This window comes from Bacillus sp. SSR7 (assembly GCF_055902415.1).
Window position 1 is genome coordinate 18659 of the sequence record NZ_JBVVXV010000020.1, and the last position, 16434, is coordinate 35092.

Genomic DNA, 16434 nt, shown 5'->3' on the forward strand with positions numbered 1-16434 from the left:
AATTATATAGATTTCATAGGAAAAGAGGTGATATTATTTTGGGAAAGGGGGCAACAGTATGAAAAAAATTATTTTTGTTTCAAGTTTAGTACTTGCAATCAGTCTAGGGGTAGGGTGTAGTAATGAGAAAACAGCAAAGACGGATGAGCCGAAAAAAGAATCCGTTCAAAAAGAAAAGGAATTAACGGCGAAAGATGTTTTCAAGAAAACGAATGAAGCTTTTAAAAATGAAGAACATGTAACGATGACATATGGTGTAGGGGTAAAAGCTGAGGGAACAGAGATGGATATATTAAAGGCTAAGATGCAATTAGAGCCAAAGACAAAGAATTCTCGTTCTGAAATGAATATTTCCGGTACAGATGTTGTAGTGTATACTGTGGATGGTAAAGTTGCTGGTGAGGTAAAAAACCCTAATACAGGAGAAGTTATAACCGTACCAGAGGAGCAATTAAACGCTGGTGGAATGAAAGCGACTCAAGATATTATAGATAAATTAGAAGTACCGGAAGTAGTTTTAGATAAAATGAAGCTGGAGAAAAGCGGAGATAAATATAAACTGAAATTTACATTAAAAGGGCAAGAAACAGAAAGTATGTTAACTAGCATGGATGAAACGCAGAAAAAAATGTTACAAGCACAAAATGCGAAGATAGAAGAAGTGGATGCAGAATATATCATTACAAAAGATTTTAAATATGAATCAGCAAAGATAGACATGATTATGAGTAGTAATGGCAAGGATAAAGCACACATTATTACGAACGCAAAATATACGTCGTATGAAAAGTTTGACCCAATACAATTGCCAGCAGCAAAGTAATAGTTTTGATAAGGAGGGACCTAAAATAAGGGCCCTCTTTTTTGTATTCTTTCTTCATAGGAAAATAGGTACAATATAAAGAGGAAAAGATGTAGAAGAGGAGAGTGTCATTTGAAAAAAGAAAAGATAGCGGTGGTCATTGTAGCGTATACCGTTTTGCTTGCAACGTCTGTACATACATATAAAAAACAACTGGATCATCCTATTATGAGTGATGTAGGTAAATTGCTTCCGACAAAAATAAAACGTGTTGAAAGTGCTACGGATGAGCACTCTTTAATAAAATTAGTGCAAGATGCGAATGTTTCTGGAGAGAAGATTTCTATTGCAGGTATGCAGCATAGCCAAGGCGGGCAGACATATTATCCGCATGGGACGATGCTTGATATGAAAGGGTATAATAAAATATTAGAATTTGATCCAGAGAAGAAGCGTATTACAGTTCAAAGTGGTGCCACGTGGAATGATATTCAGAAGAAAATAAATCCATATGGTCTTGCGGTTCAAGTTATGCAATCTCAAAATATTTTTACGGTTGGCGGTTCATTAAGTGTAAATGTACATGGTCGTGATATTCGTCATGAAGCATTGATTGATACAGTAGAGTCGTTTAGATTGCTAATGGCGGATGGTACGGTGCGTAATGTAAGTAGAGAAGAGAATGCGGATTTATTTCCTTATGTCATTGGCGGTTACGGGTTATTTGGTGTCATTTTAGATGTGACCTTAAAGTTAACAAATGATGAATTATATGAAACGCACACGAAAATGCTAGATTATAAAGAATACACGTCTTATTTCAAAGAGAAAGTGAAAAAAGATGAAAATGTTCGTATGCACTTAGCTCGTATTTCTGTTGCTCCAAATTCATTTTTAAGAGAAATGTATGTGACAGATTATACATTGGCACAAAACCAAAATATGAGGGAGGAGTATAGTGAATTAAAAGAAGAAACTATTATAGCAGCGCCTAAATTTTTACTCGGATTATCACGCTATAGTGATTGGGGAAAAGATACGTTCTGGGATATACAAAGAAGTTATTTTGAACGTACAGATGGAAAGTATGAGACGCGAAATAATGTTATGAGGTCAGATAGTGCCTTTATGGAATATGAAAATCCAAATAGGACAGAGGTGTTACAAGAATATTTTGTGCCTATAGATTCTTTCACGGAATACGTAGATGATTTACGTAACGTATTAAATGAGGAAGAGTTTAATTTGCTCAATATTACGATTCGTTACGTGGAAAAGAATGAAAATGCAGTTTTATCCTATGCGAAAGATGATATGTTTGCACTGGTTCTTTTAATTAATCAAGGGCGTTCTGAACATGAGATAAAGAAAACAGAAAATGTTATTCAGAAGATGATTGATGTTACGTTAAAGCATAACGGTAGTTATTATTTACCGTATTATTCTTATCCAACGAAAGAGCAGTTAAAGAGAGCATATCCTCGTATAGAAGAATTTCTTCAGAAGAAAAAAGAAGCGGATCCAAAAGAGAGATTTGTGAATTTATTTTATAGGGAGTATACGAAATGACATATAGAAGATTTGTAGCTTCACAAAGCATTATTATGATGGCTGGAAGTATGGTATTTCCTTTTTACATTCTATTGCTTCGGAATGTTGGAAATAGCTTCTCACAGTTTGGCTGGGCGTACGGCTTATTTGCCTTAACTTCAGCGCTTGTATATCCGGTAGTAGGAAAGGTGTCTGATCGAGTAGGTGATCGGAAATTATTAATTATATATGCTTGGTCCATGGCAATATTAATGCTTTGTTTCCCGATTGCCACGGAAGTCTGGCATGTATACATTCTTCAAATTGTAATGGGGGTTTTAGGTGCTGTGCAGCGTAATACGGAGAAGACGTCGTTAGCACGAAAAGTTGTACAAGAAAATGCTGGTTATGAGATTGGAAAATATCATGTGTGGACATCGATTGGAGGAGCAGTAGCAATTATTGCAACGGGATATTTAGTAGATTTCTTTACGATCGGCACGATTTTTTATATTGCATCTATCTTATATGTAGTGAGCGGAGTTATATTAAGTAGTAAAAAAATATAACGATTCCCATTTTTACCTGAATAACCTTTATTTGTTATACTAAAGGGGAAGACAAAAGAAAAGGGGACATTGCCTTTGATGAAATTTTTAATTTTAGCTATTCTCACTTTGTTTTTGATTCCATGGACAAGAAGAAGCGGTAGTAAACTTCGAGCAGTGGATAAGAAAAGGGATGAGAAGGTTGTAAAGGGTAAGAAATCATCTATTTTAGTTATTCCAGTTTTATTTTGGATAGGTATTGCAATCTATGAATATTTTTGGCTAATTGATGATCGAGCAGATTCAATTCTTACTCATTATTCTGTTGCAGTAGCAATTTTAATTGGGCTTGTTTTATTTTCCCAAGATCAAATAGGTAAATTAGAAGGTACGTTAAAAGGACTTCTAATGCTTGTTTTACTTGCAAGTTACGGCTACTTTGGTTATTTGCACGATATAGTAATCTCGCAAAAGAAATATGATTCTGTTGTAAAGGTAGAGAAAGATATTTCAGAGCCATTTACTGAAAATGATCAGCCATTTACGGTGCCGCCAAAGACAGCGGAGAATAAGATGAAAAAAGTATTTGGGGATATTCCGAAGGTAGCTTATTTTGAGCTAGGAGAATTAACGCCACAAATGGTAAATGGCGAGGCTTTATATGTAGCACCGATTGAAGTTTCAGGATTTTTTAAAGCACGTAAAGCTGAGACAATTCCAGGGTACGTCACGATGTCAGGTACGAATCCTGATGCAGAAGCGAAACTGCACCTTGGTTATAAAATGAAATACGTGCCAAGCATGTTTTTCGGAAATCATTTAGAGCGTGTGGTAAGGCAAGCAGAACCAAATTTAATTTTTAAAGGAAAACCTAAATTTGAAGTGGATGATAAAGGGAAACCGTATTACACAATGACGTACGGTGAATTTATTTCAGGAAGATCTGGATTTGAGGTAGAGGGCGTTGTAGTAGTAGATGCACAAACAGGTGAAGTGAAAAGATACGATAAAGGCAAGGCACCTAAATTTGTTGATGGCGTATTAAATCACGAGACTGCATCTACGTTAAATACGTACTTCGGTAAATATATTCACGGATTTTGGAATACAAAATTCTCGCAAACTGATATGAAGATCCCGACTGAGTGGGGAACGAAAGAAGGAGTTACACCGATTTTCGGTAAGGATGGAACACTATATTACTTTACTGATTTCACTTCTCCGAAAGAAGGAGTAGATTCTGCACTAGGTTATTCACTTATTGATGCGCGTACAGGTAAGTTGTATTACTATAACGGAAAAGAAGTAAAGGGAATTATGGATGGTTCGGCTGCTTCGGAAGTCGTGGATAATTCCTTTAAGAGAGAAAAGTGGCATGGAACGATGCCGGTTATTTATAACGTGTACGGTAAACCTTCTTGGATTGTACCTGTTATTGATGACGGAGGATTAGTACGTGCCCATACTGTTATCTATGCTTCTAATGCGAAAATATTTGCAACAGGTTCGACGCAAAAAGAAGCGCTTGAGAATTATAAAAATGCGCTGAGTGGAAGCGGAGATTCATTTAGACCGACTTCAAATGGGAAAGAGGCGCAAAAAGAAGGCACTGTACAACGTGTATATAAAGAAAAATCAGGTGAAAATACAATCGTATACGTACTGTTAGAGAATGAACAAAAAGTATTTATGATACCTGTAAAGAAATTCCCATATGCTATGTTTACAGAAGTGGGAGATCCAATTCAAATCACATATTTAGATACAGGAGAGGCGATGTCTTCCGTATCTAAATTTACAAATAGTAATCTGAACAAGTAAAGCGATAGAAATTCTATCGCTTTTTTTTACAAAATTAAACAGGAAAATGCGCTATACTTGACGTATGTTTATGTTGTAACTATAATTGTTACGATTTAGTATGTATAGGAAAGGGTGAATGAAAAAAGTGAATGAAGTTAATCAGGAAATATATAAGCCTGTAAAGATGAACAGGTTATGGATGATTCTTGTACTAGGGACACTTACGGCGATTGGGCCATTATCTATTGATATGTATTTGCCTTCGTTACCGAAGTTAACGGATGACTTGCAAACAGGTGCATCCCTAGCCCAGCTTACATTAACAGCTTGTTTGCTTGGGCTTTCAGTAGGACAATTATTTGTTGGCTCAATTAGTGATATTTACGGAAGACGCAAACCTCTTATTATTGCTCTTATTATTTATGTTGCTTCTTCTTTACTTTGTGCTGTTGCGCCATCTATTTGGACTTTAGTGTTATTACGCTTCCTACAAGGAGCTTCAGGATCAGCTGGGATTGTTATATCACGTGCAATGGTACGTGACATGTATTCAGGTTCTGAAATGACGAAGTTCTTCTCACTGCTTATGTTAGTAAACGGAGCAGCACCTATTTTGGCACCGATTATTGGGGGGCAATTATTACAGTTTACAACGTGGCGCGGTGTTTTCATCGTTCTTGGAGCAATTAGCGTATTCATGTTAATATCAGCTACTTTCGTATTGCGTGAAACATTACCTCCTGAAGAAAGAGAAACGGGTGGTTTGTCAGGAACTTTGGCGACGTACGGAAAATTGTTAAAGGACCGTCTGTTTATGGGATATGCATTGTCACAAGGATTAGTAACAGCGGCAATGTTTGCATATATTTCGGGTTCACCATTTGTGTTGCAGAACATATACGGAGCATCACCACAGCAATTTAGTTTATTCTTTGCGATTAACGGCATCGGTATTATTATTGCTAGTCAGGTTACGGGTCGTTTAGCGGGGAAAGTGAATGAGAAGACATTATTTGTCTCTGGTATCATTATTGCAGCTGTTGGTGGTTTATCTTTACTACTGACAATCTTACTAGGAATAGGGTTAATTGGTGTTTTATGCTCGTTATTCCTTGTCGTATCAAGTGTTGGGGTTGTCTCAACAACGGGGTTCTCATTAGCGATGAGAAATCAAAAACAAGCTGCAGGAACAGCATCAGCTTTATTAGGTTTATTACAGTTCATTTCAGGAGCGCTTGTTGCACCGCTAGTAGGTATTGGTGGAAGTAACACCGCATTACCGATGGGTGTTGTAATAGCTCTTTGTGAAATTGGTGCGGTACTATGCTATTTATTTATGGCTAGAAGAAGTGAAAAGCAGTTTGAACTGCAAGCAAGACAAAATTTAGAGGCTTAACAAAAAAGAACTGATTCAAAGGGAATATTTGAATCAGTTCTTTTTTCATTGCTTTGAAATATCTCATATAGTTTTGTAAGGTGATGTAGTAAAGCAGTGCAAAAGTTATTTGTATAAAGTGACGATACTGTGACAAACATGTTGGTATACATGTTACGATGTCGTCTTAAGTGTAAAAAGTAGGATGTTCTCGGTATAATAACAAGTGGAGATAAAAGAAATTATAATAAGTAGTAGCTGTAGATAAAAGGAGAAGAAGAGATGAAGAAGGTTTTGGGTATTGCCGTAATGGGAAGTATGATTCTTCTAGCAGGGTGTAATGGAAATAAAGATACGAAAGAACCGAAAGAAAAGGTAGAGCAATCTACAGAACAAACAGAAGAGATGAAAGAATACCGTGCAGTACATGAAAAATACGATTTGAAAATGAATAAAGAGATTAATAAGGCACTACAGTTATTTGAAGTGGCAAAAGAAAAGGGTGGTAAGGAAATAACGACTGCTACATATAAAGAAGATGTGCAAAAAGTAACAACGAGCATGTTAGAAGATATTGATCATATGCGAAAAGAAATTCGTGTTCCAAAGTCGAAAGAGCAAGAACATGAGGTATATGTTGGTTTCTTGAATGAATCGGAACAAGCAATGAAAAAATTACAGAAGTTAGCTAAAGAAGAAGATTCATCGTTGATTCGTGATATAGAAATTAACTTTGCAACAGCATCGACATACTATAAACGATTTCAAGCAGAAACGAAAAAATAACCTTGCCTATGCAAGGTTATTTTTTCTTCTTGCCATCTTCGTCTTCATCCTCGGATACTAATATCTTCTGTTCTTCGTGAAATTCGGAAATAGTTTGCCCGGTAATATTATCGAAAGGGGTATAAAAAGAGGTGATACTTTTCTTTTTGATGAAGAGTTTGTAGAAGCCGATGATGACAAGTATAACGATTGTTAAGGGTAATCCTATAGTAGCTAGAAGTAAGGGGGCCATCTTATAGCTACTTTCATATCTTTTTTTATTATAGGCGAAACGCGATATAGATAAATAAAAGTATTAAAAACTGATTTTTCTAAATATATCCAATTTGATTGACTTTTCGTTTTTTCAGAATTATAATTCGAAATATACAATTTGAACCAAATAATAATATAGCAATTTACTTATCCAGAGAGGTAGAGGGACTGGCCCTATGACACCTCAGCAGCGGGTTCTGTAATAGGAACACCGTGCTAATTCCAGCAAGCAAGTCTTGAAAGATAAGTGATGGGCCTTTGTTTATTAAGCCTTGATCTTATTTTTTAAGATCAAGGCTTTTTGTATTCTAAAAAGAGAAAAGGGAGTAATGGAAAAAGTACGTTCATAAAACTGAGTAAATATATGTGTTTAGGGGGTTATTAAAGTGTATGTAATTAAAAAATTATCAGTTATGGTGTTCACGCTATGGGTTATTACGACGGTGACATTTCTAATTATGCATATTATTCCGGGGGATCCATTTTCATCAGATGCAAAAATCTTTCCTGAAGAAGTGATCCAAAACATGAGAGCGAAGTATCACCTTGATGAACCGTTATGGAATCAATATGTTGCTTATTTAGACGGCGTAGTTCATTTTGATTTTGGTGAATCTGTTCAATCAACCGGGCAAGGTGTATCAGAAATTATAACAACTGGTTTTGGTCCATCAGCAATTATTGGTTTACAAGCACTTGTTATTTCATTGCTAGTCGGAATTGCTGCAGGTACATTTGCTGCTCTCTATCATGGGAAGGTAATTGATTACGGTGTAAGTTTACTTGCCATCCTCGGTATTTCTATTCCGAGTTTTATTTTAGCACCACTATTTATACAAGTATTCGCTATTCAATTCGAGCTCTTACCAGTAGCCTCTTGGGGTACATTTGAACATACGGTATTGCCATCCTTTGCATTAGCGTTAGGACCAATCGCAGTGATTACAAGATTTGTTCGCTCTAATATGATCGAAGTACTGCAGAGTGATTATATTAAGTTAGCGAGAGCGAAAGGTATACCGATTAAGAAGATTATTATAAGACATGCTCTTCGAAATGCGATTGTTCCAGTACTTACATTTGTCGGACCATTAATGGCGGGACTTTTAACAGGTACTTTCGTTATTGAAAAGATTTTTTCAATTCCTGGTCTCGGAAAATATTTTGTAGATAGTATTTTTAATCGAGATTATCCAGTGATTATGGGAACAACCATTTTTTATAGTGCACTTTTAATTGTATGTATTTTTATTACAGATATTATTCACCGTATTGTTGATCCACGTATTCGTTCTATTACGTAAGGAGGGGGATGTTTAGATGGGAGCTTATGAAATTAATGACCAGTTATTAACAAATGAAGAGAAAAAAGAATTAACAATAAATAAAGATCAGCAAAAGATTAGCCGAAAGAAAGAAGTGTTTCGTAAGTTTGTATCGAATCCAATCGCAGTTTTAGGATCAGTGACGTTATTACTCATTATTGTTTTCTCACTTGTTGGTGAAAGTTTAACGCCATTTACTGCGAGTGAACAAGTAAAAGAGGCAACAAACTTACCACCTAGTAGTGAGCATTGGTTCGGAACAGATGATTTGGGAAGAGATATATGGGCACGTACTTGGGCTGGCGGGAAAATTTCATTAACAGTTGGATTAGTGGCAGCTGCTCTTGATATAGGACTTGGTGTGCTAATCGGAGGATTTAGTGGATATGTGAGAGGGCGCAATCGCCTTGGGACATTAATTGATGAGTGGATTATACGAGGAATCGAAGTGTTATACGGTATCCCATATTTATTAATTGTTATTTTACTATTAATTGTTATGAAACCAGGTCTTTTTACCATTATCATCGCCCTTGCATTAACAGGATGGATTGGTATGGCACGTCTCGTTAGGGCGCAAGTCTTATCTTTAAAACAAAGAGAGTTTGTTATTGCAGCGGAGCGGTTAGGTACATCACATATAAAAATTATATACGGGCATTTAATTCCGAACTTAACGGGCATTATTATCGTAAATTTATCATTTACAATTCCAGCAGCTATTTTCTCAGAATCATTTTTAAGCTTTATTGGACTAGGAGTGCAATCACCGGCAGCGAGCTGGGGGACGATGACGAATGATGCACTTGGGACATTATTGAGTGGGGAATGGTGGCAGCTATTCTTCCCAGCAATCATGATTGCGCTCATTATGTTCGCGTTTAACGCAATTGGTGATGGTTTACAAGATGCAATTGATCCAAAAATCGTAAAACGGAATCGAAAGGAGAAAAAACATGGGACAGCTCTTATCTTTAGAAAACGTAACGTTAGCCGTTGAAAAAGAGAATAGTAAACAAGCAATTGTGAAGCATGTTTCCTTTTCTATTAGCGAAGGTGAAATAGTTGCACTTGTAGGAGAAAGTGGTTCAGGGAAAAGTGTTACAGCACAATCTATTATCGGCTTAAATCAAGAATCAATTCATATTGATGATGGAAATATATCTTTTGAATCAAAGGAATTAACGAATCTACAAGAATCAGAATGGAATCAAATTCGAGGGAAAGATATTTCGTTTATCTTTCAAGACCCACTTTCATCTTTAAATCCGACGATGAAGGTGGGAAGGCAAATTACAGAGGTGATTTTGCAACACGAAAAGAAATCGAAAAAAGAAGCAAAAGAAATTGCGATTAACTTGTTAAATGATTTAGGGATACATGAAGCAGAGAAACGCTTTGAACAGTACCCACATCAATTAAGCGGAGGCATGAGGCAACGTATTTGTTTAGCAATCGCATTTGTTTGCCACCCAAAACTCGTTATTGCGGATGAACCTACGACAGCATTAGATGTAACAATTCAAAAGCAAATTATGGAGTTATTAAAGGAAAGAAAGGAAAAGCAAAATACGAGTATTTTACTAATTACGCACGATTTAGCACTTGTACGTGAAGTAGCGGATCGAGTAGTTGTGATGTATGGGGGACGTGTTGTTGAAAAAGGAACGATAGAGGAAGTGATAGGTTCCCCTAAACATCCATACACAAAAAGCTTATTACAAGCAATTCCTAATATGGATGATTCCGAAAAAGTATTACGTGCAATAGAAGGGACGACACCTTCCATTGAGACGTTAAATAGCTTTGGTTGTCCTTTTGTAAATCGTTGCCCAGTAGCGATAAAAGAATGTATTCATCGTTTCCCAGAGAGAACAACATATTCCAAGGAGCATAGTTCACATTGTTGGCAACATGTTCTGGAGCATAATAAAGCGAAATCAAAAGAGAAGGTGAATGCCTCATGACGATAGATTTAATTACTGTAAAGCAAGTAACGAAAACGTATGGAAGTAAAAATAAAGAAATCGCAGCGTTAAAAGACATATCACTTGCGATCCCGAAAGGAACAACGCTAGGCATTATTGGAGAAAGTGGTTCAGGAAAAACAACACTTGGTAAGCTCATAGCTGGGATCGAGAGCCCAACGTCTGGTGAAATTGATTATAACGGTCAAGTCGTTCACAAGTTGAAGGCAGCTCATAAACGTGATTTCTTACAGAAAGTACAGTTTATTTTTCAAGATTCCACAGCAGCATTAAATCCGCGCTGGAAAGTACGCGATAGCGTAACGGAAGGTTATATTTCATTCGGTTTAGGTGATAAAGGATTAAAGGATAAAGTAGCAGGTGATGCGCTAGAACGTGTGGGATTAGATAGACGATATATTGATCGCTATCCGCACGAATTTAGCGGGGGACAACGTCAACGAATTGCTATTGCAAGAGCGTTATTGTGTGAGCCAGAAGTATTGATTCTTGATGAACCAATTTCAGCATTAGATGTTTCATTGCAAATTCAAATTGTACATCTGCTGCAAAAAATTCAAAAAGAACAAGATTATACATATTTATTCATCGCGCACGATTTACCGATGGTTCACTATTTATGTGAAAAAGTGGCTGTTCTATACAAAGGAGAACTTGTTGAATTTGGAAATACGGACGAAGTATTCCGTAATCCACAACATTCTTATACAAAAACACTATTGGCATCAACACCAAAAATTTCAGGTTAAAGGAGAATGTAGGATGAAGAAGTTTTTACTGTTTGTCATTATGACTGTTTTAGCAATTACTTCTGTCGCTTGCGGTAAGAAAGAGACGCAAAAGGCGAGTGCTGGTAAGGGGGAAGGAGATCGATTAGTAACGAATATTGGTAGCGATCCATATACACTTGATTCCGCTATCGCGACAGATAGTACTTCAGGTTATGTAATTGGACATTTATTCTCAAGCTTATATACGCAAGATAGTGATGGGAAATATCAAAATGAATTAGCAGAGAAAGAAGAAGTAAATGCTGATGGAACTGAGTATACAATTCATTTAAAGAAAGATATTAAATGGTCAGATGGTTCTGCTATTACAGCAAGTGATTTTGAATTTGCATGGAAGCGATTATTAAATCCGAAAACGGGTTCTATGAATGCAACAGAAATGTATTTTATTAAAGGGGCAGAGGCATACAATACTGGAAAAGGTGAAGAAGGACAAGTTGGCATTCAAGTCATTGATCCTCAAACATTAAAGGTAACACTCGAGCACCCAGTGTCTTCTATTAAACAAAAATTGGCAAGTTCATTATTCATTCCATTATCTAAAAAATCAATTGATGATAATAATAAATTAAAAACAGATCCAAAAGAGTTAATTACGAACGGACCATTCACATTAAAAGAATGGAAGCATAATCAGGCTATTACAGTACAAAAAAATAAAGAATACTATGATAAAAAGGTAACATTAAAAGAAATTGAGTTTCGTATTATTCCAGATTCTAAAACAGCGTACCAATTATACAAATCAAAAGAATTAGATTTACTAAGTAGTTTACCGCAAGAAATGATTGAGAAAGAAAAAGGAAATAAAGAATATAAACGTGTTGCAGGATTTTCATCTTATATTTATTCGTTTAACGTAGAAAAAGAGCCGTTCACAAATGCGAAAGTACGTAAAGCATTCTCGTTAGCAGTTGATCGTAAGTTTATTGTTGAAAAACTGTATAAAAACAATGCACAAGAAGCAAATGCATTCGTTCCAGAAGGAGCAAAAACACAAAGTGGGCGTGATTTCCGTAAAGAAAAAGGTGGTTACGTTAAATTTGATTCAGCAGAAGCGAAAAAATTATTAGAAGAAGGCATGAAAGAACAAGGCTGGTCTACATTACCTGAAGTAACATTAAAATTCACTACAGATACACAACATAAAAAAGTAGCAGAAGCAATGCAAGAAATGTTTAAGAAAAATCTTGGCGTAGATATTAAATTAGAAAATAAAGAGTGGAAGAGTTACATCGACACATATAAGCAAAGTGATTTCCAATTAGCTTATATGGGATGGGGCGGTTCTCTATTAGACCCAATTACTAAATTAGATTTATATGCAGGTGATGGTCCAAACAATTATGCAAAATGGCATAATAAAGAATTTGATGCTTTAGTGAAGGAAGCAGAAGTTGAACAAAATGAAGATAAGCGTTTCGACTTATTGCATAAAGCGGAAGATATTATGTTTACAGATTCACCATTAATTCCAATTATATTCCCGTCGGATTCCTATTTACAAAAACAAACGGTATCTGGACTTCAATATTATGTTGGATCTAAACCAGATTTAAGATACGCAAAAATAAAGAAGTAGGCAACCGCCTACTTCTTTATTTTATTTCTCTTTTATATTCCTTTTTTGTTCCATCAGAGAAGACAACTTCTAAATCGAATTTTTGATAGTCTTTATCAAGTTTGAACACGTTCACCACTTGATCGATTACTTCTTGGTCAGCAGTATCTTTATCAAATTTTAATTCTTGTAGAAGTGGGCTTAATTTTGTGATAGCCTCGTCTCCTGTTAATTTTACATCTGCTTTATGATCTTCAATTTTTGCTTCCATTTTCTTATCAGCTGCTACATTTTTATAGTCTGCTTCGTAGTCTTTCTTTGTATCTTGATAGTCTGCCTTTAAATCGAATTGATTAAAGTTTAGTTTTAAATCAGCAGGAGCTTCATTCTTTGCCTCTTCTGTAGTCTTTTTATTAGAAGTTGTGTCTTCTTTTGCAGGAGCTTTACATCCTGTTAATGCAGGTACTAGCATAAGAGCTAATAAAACTGATAGTAAAATTCTCATCATAAATTCCTCCTTATGTAAATTCGTTCTATACAAGTTTTTCCCAAAATCATGTAATTATGTATGAGTTGAAAATAAATTATTATCGTATAGCCACAAGGGATAGTCCGCAATTTAAATCAAAAATGATTTGTATGTATATGGTAAATTGAAGTTGTGAGGGGGTACTAACATGCATGAAGAATATAAAGAGATGATAAAACAAGCAATTGAATATATAGAGGATCATTTACATGAGGAGCTTACAACAGAAAGAGTGGCGTCTCACAGTGCAGTATCGATGTACCATTTTCATCGTATCTTTCAAAGATATGTTGGGATGAGTGTAACGGATTATATTCGAAAGAGAAGATTAACTCATGCTGCGCAAGTTTTAGTGTCAACGGAGAGAGCCGTTATTGATATTGCAGTGCAATACGGTTTTTCCTCACAAGAGGCATTTACGAGAGCTTTTAAAAGAATGTTTCAATTGCCACCAAAGAAATATCGAAAGTACTTCCAGTCATTTTATATAGAAAGAGAGGGTGTTTCAATGCAAAAAGGTATACCGAAAGGATGGATCTTAAGTGGAAGTCATCCTGCTGAATATGAGATGGGTTTAGATTATGAAGTTGTCCATCAAGGGAAAGTATCTGCATACATAAAAGCAAAAGAGAATGTTACGCACGGAGGATTTTCAACATTAATGCAAATGTTCCGAGCAGATAAATATGTAGGGAAGAGATTACGTTTTACAGCATTTATTAAGAGTGAAAATGTAAGGGATTGGGCAGGATTGTGGATGCGAGTAGATGGAAAAGATACAGAACCGCTCGCTATGGATAATATGCAAAATCGCCCGATTAAAAATACGAATAACTGGCAATCTTACTCGGTTGTATTAGATATAAAAGAAGGAGCGCTTGGTATTGCATTTGGTGTTTTATTATCAGGAGAAGGTTGTGTGTGGTTAGATAGTATTCGATTTGATGAAGTGGATGAAAAAATCCCTTCAACAGATTTGGCAGAGAACTTTTATGAAACACTTTTAGAAGAACCGGTGAATCTACAATTTGAAGAAGTAGAAAAATAAAAAAAGGAGAAAAGATATGCTCAAATATGCAAAACTAATAAGTATTAGTTTAGTAATATCGTCTTGTATTATGGGAATTAATTATTTCATTAGCTATCTTTGGTCAGGGCATGTACCTTCTTTGACGTGGAGAACATATTTGATGTTTGGGTTTATATGTATGATGAGTTTTGGTTCAATGCAAAAAGAAGGAAAAGAGGATTGTTGACAATTATTAGAAAAGTTATATAATCTAAATGTAAGTGATCACTTGCATGAGGAAGAGAGGATTTTATGGCGCGCTCAAAGACAGCAGAAAAAATTATTCAAGCAGCGATTGAATTAGTGAAAGAAAAAGGATATACAGCAGCTACAACGAAAGAAATTGCAATGCGTGCTGGTGTTAATGAAGTAACGATATTTCGCAATTTTAAAAGTAAGAAGGGTGTTATTGAAGCAGCGGTTGCTGAATTTTCATATGTACCGCATTTAAAACAATTTTTGCAAACAGAGATTGTATGGGAATTAGAAACAGATTTAAAAAACTTAGCAAGGCATTATCATAATTTTTTAGATGAGGTAAAAGATATTATTGCTATCGGTATACGTGAGGCTGGAGAATTTCCTGAATTAGACGGGGAAATTGCTAAAATACCACAAGGACTAAAAGAAGAATTAAGTATCTATTTTGCAAAAATGCAGGAAAAAGGAAACATTATTGATACGAATATTGAAGCGCAAGTAATGAACTTTATCTGGATCAATTTTGGATATTTCTTATCTAAATTACGTTTTGCCGATCGCCTGACAGAAGTTGATGATGAGAAATTTATTGAAAATAATATTGTTTTATATGCTAGGGCATTAAGACCCTAGTATTTATTTAAAATAAAATGCAAGTATGTACTTGCTTGCTAAAAAGGAGAGCGGGAAGATGGATACATTAAAACAATTTTTAAAAAGACCAGGTACGTATGTAGGAATGGTCGTAGCGCTATCATTCCAAATTATTTTCTTTTGCGTGTGGTTAACGGCATATGATGGAGTGAATGAAAGAGCAGATCAAATGCGTATCGCTATTGTAAATGAAGATGTCAATATAGGTAATAAAATAGCAGAAGGCTTACAGAGAAATTTACCATTTCAAGTGAAAGCAGAACGGTCTGTGGAAAAAGCAAACAAAGAAATGAATGACCATGTGTACGATATGATTATTGAAATTCCTGCTTCTTTTTCAAAAGATATAAATGAAACAGGAAAATCAAATTTAAACTTCCACATTAATCAAGCGAATGCCATGATGGCAAAGCAAATGATGGAAGGAGCTGCAAAACAAATTCGAGATAATGTAAATAAAGAGGTAGCAAGTTATAAGAAACAAGCGATTGTCGGAAAGCTACAAGCTGTAGGACCTGAGAATGTAGAAGTGATAAAAGGGTTAACTGAAGATTCAATTGATTTTACAGTTCATAAAGTAAATGATACAAAAGGATTTTCAGTGAATATGGTACCGCTAATGATCGTATTAGCTTCATTTGTAGGAGCAATGATTATGAGTATGGAACTATCAAAAGTTGCAAAAGAAGTAAAGGGCAGTTGGAGTAATTTCTTATCAAGACAAATTATAAACGGTACAGTATCAATTTTACTTGCATGTATTACAATTGGTTTGATGAAAGGCTTCCAAATTGAGATGCACGAAACGGTAGGGAGTATATGGGTGTTTCAAGCAATAGTCTTCTTCGCATTTCTTTCATTAACACAAATGTTTCTAACTGCGTTTGGAAACGCAGGTATGATTTTTAATATTATCTCACTATCGTTACAACTTGTAAGTTCCGGTGTAATTGTCCCACATGAGATGCTTTCTAAAACATATCAAACAATCGGTGAACTATTTCCCGCAACATATGCAGCGAATGGCTATTATACAATAATATTTGGAGGGGTTAGTTTAGAGAGAAATATTATTTCATTATTAGTAATTGTATTGGTTACACAATCAGTAGCAGTGATGACTTTAGCTATAAAAGGAATGGTAAAGGGAAGAAGAAGCTCTGTAGTTAAAGAAGCATAAAATAAAAAGGTATCCTCAATTGGATACCTTTTTATTA

At 35.4% G+C, this 16434-nt stretch carries 17 protein-coding genes and 1 riboswitch; of the genes, 15 read left to right on the plus strand and 2 right to left on the minus strand.

What is annotated here, in order from left to right; translation table 11 throughout:
• The first annotated feature begins 58 nt into the window (after window positions 1-58).
• From AC0NJG_RS25585 to AC0NJG_RS25610, 6 genes are all read left to right on the plus strand, one after another.
• Window positions 59-823, plus strand: a complete 765-nt coding sequence (locus AC0NJG_RS25585; RefSeq protein WP_000720093.1) for a DUF6612 family protein — start codon at window positions 59-61, stop codon at window positions 821-823.
• A gap of 111 nt (window positions 824-934) precedes the next feature.
• Window positions 935-2371, plus strand: coding sequence for an FAD-binding oxidoreductase (locus tag AC0NJG_RS25590; protein ID WP_140421156.1), 1437 nt, complete (start codon window positions 935-937; stop codon window positions 2369-2371).
• Window positions 2368-2901, plus strand: coding sequence for an MFS transporter (locus AC0NJG_RS25595; RefSeq protein ID WP_474063592.1), 534 nt, complete (start codon window positions 2368-2370; stop codon window positions 2899-2901). The genes AC0NJG_RS25590 and AC0NJG_RS25595 overlap by 4 nt, the downstream gene beginning before the upstream one ends.
• Before the next feature lie 78 nt (window positions 2902-2979).
• Window positions 2980-4701 (plus strand): DUF3981 domain-containing protein, encoded by a 1722-nt coding sequence (locus tag AC0NJG_RS25600; RefSeq protein WP_088326268.1) that lies wholly within the window; start codon window positions 2980-2982, stop codon window positions 4699-4701.
• A 118-nt stretch (window positions 4702-4819) separates the two neighbouring features.
• Window positions 4820-6079 (plus strand): multidrug effflux MFS transporter, encoded by a 1260-nt coding sequence (locus AC0NJG_RS25605; RefSeq protein WP_140168677.1) that lies wholly within the window; start codon window positions 4820-4822, stop codon window positions 6077-6079.
• Between the two features lie 261 nt (window positions 6080-6340).
• The gene (locus tag AC0NJG_RS25610) at window positions 6341-6844 is read left to right on the plus strand and encodes a hypothetical protein (protein WP_087952237.1); all 504 of its coding nucleotides are present in this window, start codon (window positions 6341-6343) and stop codon (window positions 6842-6844) included.
• 16 nt (window positions 6845-6860) lie between these two features.
• Here the strand turns inward: AC0NJG_RS25610 and AC0NJG_RS25615 are convergent, their stop codons facing one another.
• Window positions 6861-7076 carry a DUF3951 domain-containing protein gene (locus AC0NJG_RS25615; RefSeq protein ID WP_087952236.1) on the minus strand — a complete coding sequence of 72 codons (216 nt, stop codon included), beginning with the start codon at window positions 7074-7076 and terminating at the stop codon, window positions 6861-6863.
• Between the two features lie 167 nt (window positions 7077-7243).
• Window positions 7244-7349, plus strand: a riboswitch (SAM riboswitch).
• A 136-nt stretch (window positions 7350-7485) separates the two neighbouring features.
• On the opposite strand from AC0NJG_RS25615, the gene AC0NJG_RS25620 reads away from it, so the two are divergent.
• The 5 genes from AC0NJG_RS25620 to AC0NJG_RS25640 are packed head-to-tail and all read left to right on the plus strand — an operon-like array spanning window position 7486 to window position 12785.
• Complete coding sequence (locus tag AC0NJG_RS25620) at window positions 7486-8403, plus strand: ABC transporter permease (RefSeq protein WP_071723403.1); 918 nt, start codon at window positions 7486-7488, stop codon at window positions 8401-8403.
• Between the two features lie 16 nt (window positions 8404-8419).
• Complete coding sequence (locus AC0NJG_RS25625) at window positions 8420-9424, plus strand: ABC transporter permease (RefSeq protein WP_087952235.1); 1005 nt, start codon at window positions 8420-8422, stop codon at window positions 9422-9424.
• Entirely contained in the window at window positions 9381-10391 is a 1011-nt protein-coding gene (locus tag AC0NJG_RS25630; protein WP_087952234.1) for an ABC transporter ATP-binding protein, read from the plus strand. Before AC0NJG_RS25625 ends, AC0NJG_RS25630 begins: the two co-directional genes overlap by 44 nt.
• A complete protein-coding gene (locus AC0NJG_RS25635; protein WP_087952233.1) occupies window positions 10388-11161 on the plus strand; it encodes an ABC transporter ATP-binding protein in 774 nt (257 codons plus the stop codon). The genes AC0NJG_RS25630 and AC0NJG_RS25635 overlap by 4 nt, the downstream gene beginning before the upstream one ends.
• Before the next feature lie 13 nt (window positions 11162-11174).
• Entirely contained in the window at window positions 11175-12785 is a 1611-nt protein-coding gene (locus AC0NJG_RS25640; RefSeq protein WP_143880711.1) for a peptide ABC transporter substrate-binding protein, read from the plus strand.
• A gap of 16 nt (window positions 12786-12801) precedes the next feature.
• On the opposite strand, the gene AC0NJG_RS25645 is transcribed toward AC0NJG_RS25640, so the two are convergent.
• Window positions 12802-13269 carry a YusW family protein gene (locus tag AC0NJG_RS25645; protein WP_042515810.1) on the minus strand — a complete coding sequence of 156 codons (468 nt, stop codon included), beginning with the start codon at window positions 13267-13269 and terminating at the stop codon, window positions 12802-12804.
• Between the two features lie 172 nt (window positions 13270-13441).
• Between AC0NJG_RS25645 and AC0NJG_RS25650 the strand changes: the two genes are divergently transcribed.
• The 4 genes from AC0NJG_RS25650 to AC0NJG_RS25665 all read left to right on the plus strand — a co-directional run bounded on the left by AC0NJG_RS25650 (window position 13442) and on the right by AC0NJG_RS25665 (window position 16397).
• Entirely contained in the window at window positions 13442-14341 is a 900-nt protein-coding gene (locus AC0NJG_RS25650) for a helix-turn-helix transcriptional regulator (protein ID WP_087952231.1), read from the plus strand.
• Window positions 14342-14357: 16 nt separating this feature from the next.
• A complete protein-coding gene (locus AC0NJG_RS25655) occupies window positions 14358-14549 on the plus strand; it encodes a hypothetical protein (RefSeq protein WP_087952230.1) in 192 nt (63 codons plus the stop codon).
• A gap of 65 nt (window positions 14550-14614) precedes the next feature.
• The gene (locus AC0NJG_RS25660) at window positions 14615-15196 is read left to right on the plus strand and encodes a TetR/AcrR family transcriptional regulator (RefSeq protein WP_474063593.1); all 582 of its coding nucleotides are present in this window, start codon (window positions 14615-14617) and stop codon (window positions 15194-15196) included.
• 58 nt (window positions 15197-15254) lie between these two features.
• Window positions 15255-16397 carry a YhgE/Pip domain-containing protein gene (locus AC0NJG_RS25665; protein ID WP_140168676.1) on the plus strand — a complete coding sequence of 381 codons (1143 nt, stop codon included), beginning with the start codon at window positions 15255-15257 and terminating at the stop codon, window positions 16395-16397.
• Window positions 16398-16434 lie beyond the last annotated feature (37 nt).

Coding starts and splice junctions, on each gene's coding strand:
- AC0NJG_RS25585 (WP_000720093.1), top strand. CDS start 59: ATGAAAAAAATTATTTTTGTTTCAAGTTTAGTACTTGCAATCAGTCTA.
- AC0NJG_RS25595 (WP_474063592.1), top strand. CDS start 2,368: ATGACATATAGAAGATTTGTAGCTTCACAAAGCATTATTATGATGGCT.
- AC0NJG_RS25600 (WP_088326268.1), top strand. CDS start 2,980: ATGAAATTTTTAATTTTAGCTATTCTCACTTTGTTTTTGATTCCATGG.
- AC0NJG_RS25605 (WP_140168677.1), top strand. CDS start 4,820: ATGAAAAAAGTGAATGAAGTTAATCAGGAAATATATAAGCCTGTAAAG.
- AC0NJG_RS25610 (WP_087952237.1), top strand. CDS start 6,341: ATGAAGAAGGTTTTGGGTATTGCCGTAATGGGAAGTATGATTCTTCTA.
- AC0NJG_RS25615 (WP_087952236.1), bottom strand. CDS start 7,076: ATGGCCCCCTTACTTCTAGCTACTATAGGATTACCCTTAACAATCGTT.
- AC0NJG_RS25625 (WP_087952235.1), top strand. CDS start 8,420: ATGGGAGCTTATGAAATTAATGACCAGTTATTAACAAATGAAGAGAAA.
- AC0NJG_RS25630 (WP_087952234.1), top strand. CDS start 9,381: ATGGGACAGCTCTTATCTTTAGAAAACGTAACGTTAGCCGTTGAAAAA.
- AC0NJG_RS25635 (WP_087952233.1), top strand. CDS start 10,388: ATGACGATAGATTTAATTACTGTAAAGCAAGTAACGAAAACGTATGGA.
- AC0NJG_RS25640 (WP_143880711.1), top strand. CDS start 11,175: ATGAAGAAGTTTTTACTGTTTGTCATTATGACTGTTTTAGCAATTACT.
- AC0NJG_RS25645 (WP_042515810.1), bottom strand. CDS start 13,269: ATGAGAATTTTACTATCAGTTTTATTAGCTCTTATGCTAGTACCTGCA.
- AC0NJG_RS25650 (WP_087952231.1), top strand. CDS start 13,442: ATGCATGAAGAATATAAAGAGATGATAAAACAAGCAATTGAATATATA.
- AC0NJG_RS25655 (WP_087952230.1), top strand. CDS start 14,358: ATGCTCAAATATGCAAAACTAATAAGTATTAGTTTAGTAATATCGTCT.
- AC0NJG_RS25660 (WP_474063593.1), top strand. CDS start 14,615: ATGGCGCGCTCAAAGACAGCAGAAAAAATTATTCAAGCAGCGATTGAA.
- AC0NJG_RS25665 (WP_140168676.1), top strand. CDS start 15,255: ATGGATACATTAAAACAATTTTTAAAAAGACCAGGTACGTATGTAGGA.